The organism is Hahella ganghwensis DSM 17046, assembly GCF_000376785.1.
Lineage (GTDB): Bacteria > Pseudomonadota > Gammaproteobacteria > Pseudomonadales > Oleiphilaceae > Hahella > Hahella ganghwensis.
The window spans coordinates 1-6380 of the sequence record NZ_AQXX01000033.1 but is presented as its reverse complement, the minus strand read 5'-3'; the positions used below and the strand labels follow the sequence as shown (position 1 = coordinate 6380).

Here is a 6380-nt window from a genome sequence, read left to right as displayed (position 1 = left end):
AAGTGGAACACCCGTTCAGATACATCAAGCAGGTGTTTGGTTACGACAAAGTCCGCTATCGAGGCTTGGCCAAGAACAAGAGCCGGCTCTATCTGTTGGCGGCCTTCAGCAATCTGCTGATGGCAAGGAAAGAGCTGCAGGTATAGGGGCAGTGAGCCCAGATGACGCCCCACAGGGGGGGAAGATCCAAAATGGCCGGAAAAACACTCTGAATATTCGGCCATATATCGTCGAGAGTTTGAATTACCTCAGAACCTTGGGGTTATTCAGACTCTCCCTAAATACTGAAACAGCTATTGCTACAAATATAGCCCCACCAATTTCGCTGGATTGATAGCCAATTAGCAGCGCTATAGATACTAATGCCAACGAAATAAACAGTAGGTATCTATCAAGCACGGTGTAGAAACTTGGTTTTTTCTCAAAAGAAATCATGCACTTCCTTTTCTGGGTTCACTTTGTTACTGCAACACTCTTGTATAAACCGTGTAGGAGCCAGCTGCGCTAAGATGCAGACTTCTACCCGACCAAGAGTAAGCCGTCATGCCTTCTTTCACGCAGCTGACTCGAGAACAACGATATCAGATTTATGCCCTAAGAAAACAACATCTTTCACAAGCCGAGATCGCCCGTAATATTGGTGTACATCGCTCTACCGTCTGCCGCGAATTACGACGATGCCAGGGTATTGCAGCGTATCAGCCAGAACAAGCCCATCAACAGGCACTGGGGTTTCGCTATAACGCCCACAAGTCTTTCAAAATTGAGGGACAACTAAAATCGTACTTGCTGTTTTACCTAGCTCTGGATCTGAGCCCAGAACAAATTTCGGGAATATTGCTGTTACGTCACCATCTCCCTCTTTCCTTTCAGAGCATCTACCGTTACCTACAACGAGATAACTGGTGGGGCGGAGAGTTGTTCAAGCAACTACGCAAAGTTGGCCGACGCACCAGTTACTTGGGCGATCAGAGGCGACGCTCGAAATACTCGCAACCACCGGTGGCTAACCGGGTTTCCATTCGCGAGAGGCCTCAGGTGGTCGAGCGGCGAAAGCGCTTTGGCGACTGGGAGATCGATACCATCATCGGTCGCAAGCACAAAAGTGCGCTACTGTCGATCACTGAGAGAAAGAGTCAATTCCTGTGCCTGAAGAAGCTTAAAGAGAAGAATAGTGACTCCGTCAGAAACACAACAATGACCTGCCTCAGACGCTATCAAGATAAGGTCAAAACCATCACTTCAGACAACGGATCTGAGTTCGCCCAGCACCAGGATATTGCCAAATCACTAAAGGCCAGATTCTACTTTGCTGATCCCTATTCGGCCTGGCAGCGCGGAACAAACGAGAACCTGAACGGACTGATCCGACAGTATTTCCCGAAAAAAACAGACTTTAGACATGTGACAGATCAGGAGGTGCAGAAGGTGGTAAATCGACTTAATCATCGACCACGAAAAAGTTTAAACTACAGAACACCAGCAGAGGTATTTTTGGGACAGAAACCGATATGGCTGGATTGGGTAGGTGTTGCAATTATTGGTTGAATCCACCTTTTGCTGCATAACGCCGAAAATAGGCGGCAGCCATGACAGAGCGAAGCGGTGACAAGGCTGTCCGGTGTAGGGCCGACAGGCCCGGATCGAACCTTATTGACTGGTTAAATGGAGGAGTCAAAAGACCACTCCGCATTCTTGAACTCAATTGACCAGAAACCAGTCGATCCGGTGAGAATTGAAAGCTTACCTGAGAGCTTTTCTCCGATTTGTTGAAATTCAAAACTATGAATTTCCATCTCAGAAATCGTGGGAAGTGTGATTTCGCTATCCATTTTTACACGCACTTCCTCATAGCCGAAGAGCTTGAGGGAAAAGCTCTTGTACAGACCAAAAGGACTATCATAAGGCGTGACCACCAGCTCAACTCCACCTTCCCCGATGGAGAAGTCGACTACTGGGAGGCCGTGCCATTCAAACTCAGAAATACAGTTCATATATGCCTAACGCCGCCATAATTTGCCAACTAAAGTGTAGCGTAAGGCGGTTAAATTGATGGCTTTGTTAGCGAATACTTTGGCAGACATTAGGAGCCTCCCAGGCTAGTACATTTATGCAATAGTTGCAGCCAACAATGAAATACTCTTTAGAGTCTGTTCTTGCAGCTGAAACAAACCCTTCTCTATTTCGTTCTTGATCGAGCCATCCACCGTTACAGATCTCATAGAGCCAACCGTTAAATGAAGAGCAACTCGGCCAGAACTCTGAAAGATCCCCTTCGTCTAATACTCGATAGCCAGCAGGAGAGTCAAAGGAAATATCGATTTTATCTCCATCGATAAGGACAGTAACCACGAGAGTTTCTATATCGAAGTCTATATATACAATTTCGATATTCTCGTCATGCGATAATGGTGGCTCGATTGCTATACATTCCATCGAATAATCCGGATCTACCTGAATCGCTAACGCTTTGCTAATTTGCTCCGCCAAGCGTCAAGTTGAGCAATTTGCTATATTATTGCTCCTACCAACATAGCGCCTATGACAAAACCTTTAGTTTATAGGTTACTTCTAAAAAAAAGCCATCACCGTCACCACCTCTGAAATATAGCTCATGCTCGCCAACTGGTAACGGATCTAGTAATTTCCACAGACCACCAACACGCATTTTGCATGGCAATATTGAGCCTGTTACAGGGTTACCCCATACGCCGCGTACAACAAAATGGTCTTTTGTACGAATTGTATCTAACGGAACCTCTTGTCCATTTAGTGTCATAAATCCATGAGCTTTAGAAAGATCAGGAGGCTGGTAGTGTTCTGTAAACCACATATTAAATACTGGGACCAATAGTTTTTTATTTCCAGGAATAACACATGTTCGCTCTACTACGCCACCGAAACAACCTGCTAGAAACCAAACATCTTCGGGCTGTAAATTACCTGAATATTCTCCAGTAAAATCTGCTATTGGATTGACCTCTACTTTTGAAGAAGCTCCCCATTGAACCCATCTGGCAATAAGCCCTTCCAAGGAATCTGAAGCATAAGGTATTGTTGCCTCATCTGGCTTCCCGAGCATTCGAGTAAATACAGACATCAAATTAATTCCTTAACTTTCGACTTGAAATGTAACGCCTGCGTAAAATGTGCCGCCAGGCGTCATTTTGATATATTTGTTATGTGCTTAATTTATCCCGAATTCCCATTAAAATTAAACCCAGCTTGTTTTTGCCGCTGCCATTACCACCATCATCCCAATAGGAGTCATTTTCTGTATGCTCCACTAATTTAGCATCTCCGATACGGGTTCTACCCCGTTTTCACGGACGGCGAACGAGTGGAGCTAGATCAAAAACAGGGTGCTGCGTGATTCGTCATGCACCAGATTTGACCATAGCTCTTTTTCGACTATTGTTACTGCATAAGATTATAGTCTTTTTCGGGAATACGGATGAAAGCACGCGCCAAACTCCTGCTTATGGTGGCTTTTCACATATCCATGTATTCCTATGCCTCGGCGCACCTGACGCCGATAGAGGCTTGTTATACTCATTGGTACCCTTATAGCTACGAACAGGACGGTAAAGCAGCTGGCATTTCGATCGAGATCTACAAAGCCATCATTGACCGAGCCGAACTGAACGTAGCCTTTACACCAAGGCCTTGGGCAAGATGTGTCCGTGAGTTTAAGAGTGGGCACGTCAATGCTATTGTTGACGGCGGCATTCGACTTCCCAAATCGCTGAATGGAAAGAACCGCCCTATCCCCTGGATTATCGTATTTTGGGTGCGAAACGAAAGCCCTCATAAGGAATACACTCAGCTGTCACAATTCGACAACCACATTGTGGCTCAATCCATCGCATACGGTTATCCCCAATCCTTTTTATCATTTTCAGGTTTCAAGGAACGACGCACACTTAACGATGATCTACTGGGATTACAACTGCTCAATGCGCAACGTGCTGACCTCTTTATAGGCGACCTTTTCGGCGTTCGCCTAATGAAAGTGCAACATGATTTTAATATCAGACCATTACTCCCCCCTATTGAAGTACGTTACTTAACGCTCAGTTTTTCTGACCAAATGCCTTTCGAATTTCAGCGGTTTGAATCAGCGCTCGAGTCAATGATTCGCGATGGAAGCCTTGACCTCTTTTATCTGCATCATTTCGGCATGACTTATCACCATTTTATTCAACAGTTTGGTCCAGAAAAGCCGCTCCTCAATTGAACTGTCGCCGAACAATTAGTCGTATTCAGTAAACAGTGTTTTCAATATTAGGCGATATATCAAGCATAATTAGATCACTATACTAGCCATTACGGGGGACACCCAGAACTCGACACATCAGGTCAATCGGCCAGGTCTTCTTGTTTTGGGCGATAAACGAGTACTTCACTTCGTTTCTTTGGCAAAGAAGACCGCTGCTTCCTTTAAGATTTCCCTCTCCATTTTCTATTGGCGATTTTCCTGCTTCAGGCGCCGAATCTCTTCCTGCTCTGGTGTTAGCTTGCCGTTACCACGGAGGGCTTGGCCGTCTTCTTTGCGATGCTCTTTACCAGCGCCCCAGCATAGTGGAGTTAATTCCAAGGCTCCGAGCAACATCGGTTTGACTGTAGCCCTGATCCAGAACCAGGCTGATGGCATCCAATTTAAATTCTTTTGAGTACTTCTTTCGTGTGGTCAATTTCTTCATCTCCAGTTAGGGGCACTATCCTTAACTGGGTTGGTCAGTTCTATTAGGCCACGTCATAGTGACTCCGTCAGAGACACAACAATGACCTGCCTCAGACGCTATCAAGACAAGGTCAAAACCATCACTTCAGACAACGGATCTGAGTTCGCCCAGCACCAGGATATTGCCAAATCACTAAAGGCCAGATTCTACTTTGCTGATCCCTATTCGGCCTGGCAGCGCGGAACAAACGAGCGCCTGCAGGTGCTGATCCGACAGTATTTCCCGAAGAAAACAGACTTTAGACATGTGACAGATCAGGAGGTGCAGAAGGTGGTAAATCGACTTAATCATCGACCACGAAAAAGTTTAAACTACAGAACACCAGCAGAGGTATTTTTGGGACAGAAACCGATATGGCTGGATTGGTTGAGTGTTGCAATTATTGGTTGAATCCACCTACAAGCACATAACGACCCTCCTTAGCTGCGGGTTTGCCAGAGCGGGGCGACGGCAAACACGTCGACTGAAAGCGATTGTTATGTGCGATCTCCCCATGAAGACGCTACGCAGATAGAGGTCCTCGTTCTGATCTTAATGGATAAAACTCAGAAGTCATACTCAAGATTCTTTGGGTCGAAGTCGGCGTCTGACAGACGCGCGTCAAGGTTCAGGTTCTCGTACCCGTAATTCTCGACGAGCCGGCCGTCCCGGTCATAGACTCTGATCCTTATCAGGATCTTGCTCTCGACATCCTGGTTGATAACAAACTGCGCACCGTCGTAGTCCTCCGCATTCTCGTGGGGTAGTATGTCTATTACCATGACCTGCGTGCTCCTGCCGTAGACACTTTCTTTTCCGCGATCGTTAAACGTGAGCACGCCAGCTTTGATCGCCTTGCGCATGTTTATCGCAACAGTTTGCAGGAGGAAGCCAACCCCTGTACTGGTCACCGGGCGAAGGTCATTTTCCATGAGTTTCGGGTCATTTGGGGCGAGATTGCGAACGATAAAGCTGAAAAATCCGCCCTTGTGCGCCTTGATGCGACCCTTATTCCAGCCCACTACGTAGAGTAACTCACTCCCCTTGTAGGGTTCTGTCACCCACTTCATGTACAGGGAATATGGCTTTTTCCTGAACTTGAGAAATATGTTCTCTTCGTCAAGGAGTTCACCCGCTATCCGCTGCTGTTTATGAAAAATGGCGGTGTAACTTTCGACCCTGTCGTAGGCGGCCTCAGCCTCCACCAGCCACTTCTCAGGATTGGGTTCAACAATTTCACCGCCGTGCGCGGCCATAGTAATGATTACGAACAACGCTGAACAGATGATCCGGGACAAAAGGTTGTTTGCAATGTTGTCCATGTCTAAATCCGCCGCCGAAACAGTTTAGGTAGCCATAGTATTTAAATAATGTAAGCGTCCGGCTATCACAGGTTGACCGGACCGCTCCAGTTGTGAGGCAGTAATTCAGCAATGGCACTGTTCTTCTGCGTCGGCAGACGCGCCAGTACATCTTTCAGATAAGCATAGGGATCATGTCCGTTCAGTTTGGCCGATTGGATCAGACTCATTACTGCCGCTGCCCGCTGACCACTGCGCAGCGATCCGGCAAACAACCAGTTGGAACGACCCAGCGCCCAAGGCCGGATCTGGTTTTCCACCCAATTATTGTCGATGGGCACGGCGCCATCCTCCA

Annotated in this window: 9 protein-coding genes and 1 pseudogene; 4 read left to right on the top strand and 6 right to left on the bottom strand. The window is 46.8% G+C overall.

Going from position 1 to position 6380, the window contains the following annotated elements; translation table 11 throughout:
* Together F566_RS36045 and F566_RS31435 are read left to right on the top strand one after the other, a co-directional pair.
* Nucleotides 1-146 (top strand): transposase (locus F566_RS36045; protein ID WP_020405036.1); only part of this gene is annotated, 146 nt, incomplete at its 5' end.
* A gap of 397 nt (nt 147-543) precedes the next feature.
* Nucleotides 544-1548, top strand: a complete 1005-nt coding sequence (locus F566_RS31435; protein WP_020405034.1) for an IS30 family transposase — start codon at nt 544-546, stop codon at nt 1546-1548.
* A gap of 113 nt (nt 1549-1661) precedes the next feature.
* Here the strand turns inward: F566_RS31435 and F566_RS0100585 are convergent, their stop codons facing one another.
* The 3 genes from F566_RS0100585 to F566_RS31430 form a co-directional block, all read right to left on the bottom strand.
* Nucleotides 1662-1994 (bottom strand): hypothetical protein, encoded by a 333-nt coding sequence (locus F566_RS0100585; RefSeq protein ID WP_020405033.1) that lies wholly within the window; start codon nt 1992-1994, stop codon nt 1662-1664.
* 67 nt (nt 1995-2061) lie between these two features.
* A complete protein-coding gene (locus F566_RS0100580) occupies nt 2062-2436 on the bottom strand; it encodes a hypothetical protein (protein WP_033415531.1) in 375 nt (124 codons plus the stop codon).
* 103 nt (nt 2437-2539) lie between these two features.
* On the bottom strand, nt 2540-3100 hold the full coding sequence (locus tag F566_RS31430) for a hypothetical protein (RefSeq protein ID WP_020405031.1): 561 nt from the start codon (nt 3098-3100) through the stop codon (nt 2540-2542).
* A gap of 354 nt (nt 3101-3454) precedes the next feature.
* On the opposite strand from F566_RS31430, the gene F566_RS0100565 reads away from it, so the two are divergent.
* Complete coding sequence (locus F566_RS0100565; protein ID WP_020405030.1) at nt 3455-4237, top strand: substrate-binding periplasmic protein; 783 nt, start codon at nt 3455-3457, stop codon at nt 4235-4237.
* 91 nt (nt 4238-4328) lie between these two features.
* Here the strand turns inward: F566_RS0100565 and F566_RS36035 are convergent.
* A pseudogene (locus F566_RS36035) lies at nt 4329-4694 on the bottom strand (transposase); the annotation flags it as partial.
* Between the two features lie 39 nt (nt 4695-4733).
* On the opposite strand from F566_RS36035, the gene F566_RS0100555 reads away from it, so the two are divergent.
* Nucleotides 4734-5135 (top strand): IS30 family transposase, encoded by a 402-nt coding sequence (locus F566_RS0100555; RefSeq protein ID WP_157496533.1) that lies wholly within the window; start codon nt 4734-4736, stop codon nt 5133-5135.
* Between the two features lie 155 nt (nt 5136-5290).
* Here F566_RS0100555 and F566_RS0100550 read toward each other — a convergent pair whose 3' ends face one another.
* Both F566_RS0100550 and F566_RS0100545 read right to left on the bottom strand, forming a co-directional pair.
* Nucleotides 5291-6046 carry a DUF1571 domain-containing protein gene (locus F566_RS0100550; RefSeq protein WP_020405027.1) on the bottom strand — a complete coding sequence of 252 codons (756 nt, stop codon included), beginning with the start codon at nt 6044-6046 and terminating at the stop codon, nt 5291-5293.
* A 65-nt stretch (nt 6047-6111) separates the two neighbouring features.
* Nucleotides 6112-6380, bottom strand: a 269-nt coding sequence (locus F566_RS0100545) for a transposase domain-containing protein (protein ID WP_020405026.1), incomplete at its 5' end; no start/stop codon positions are given.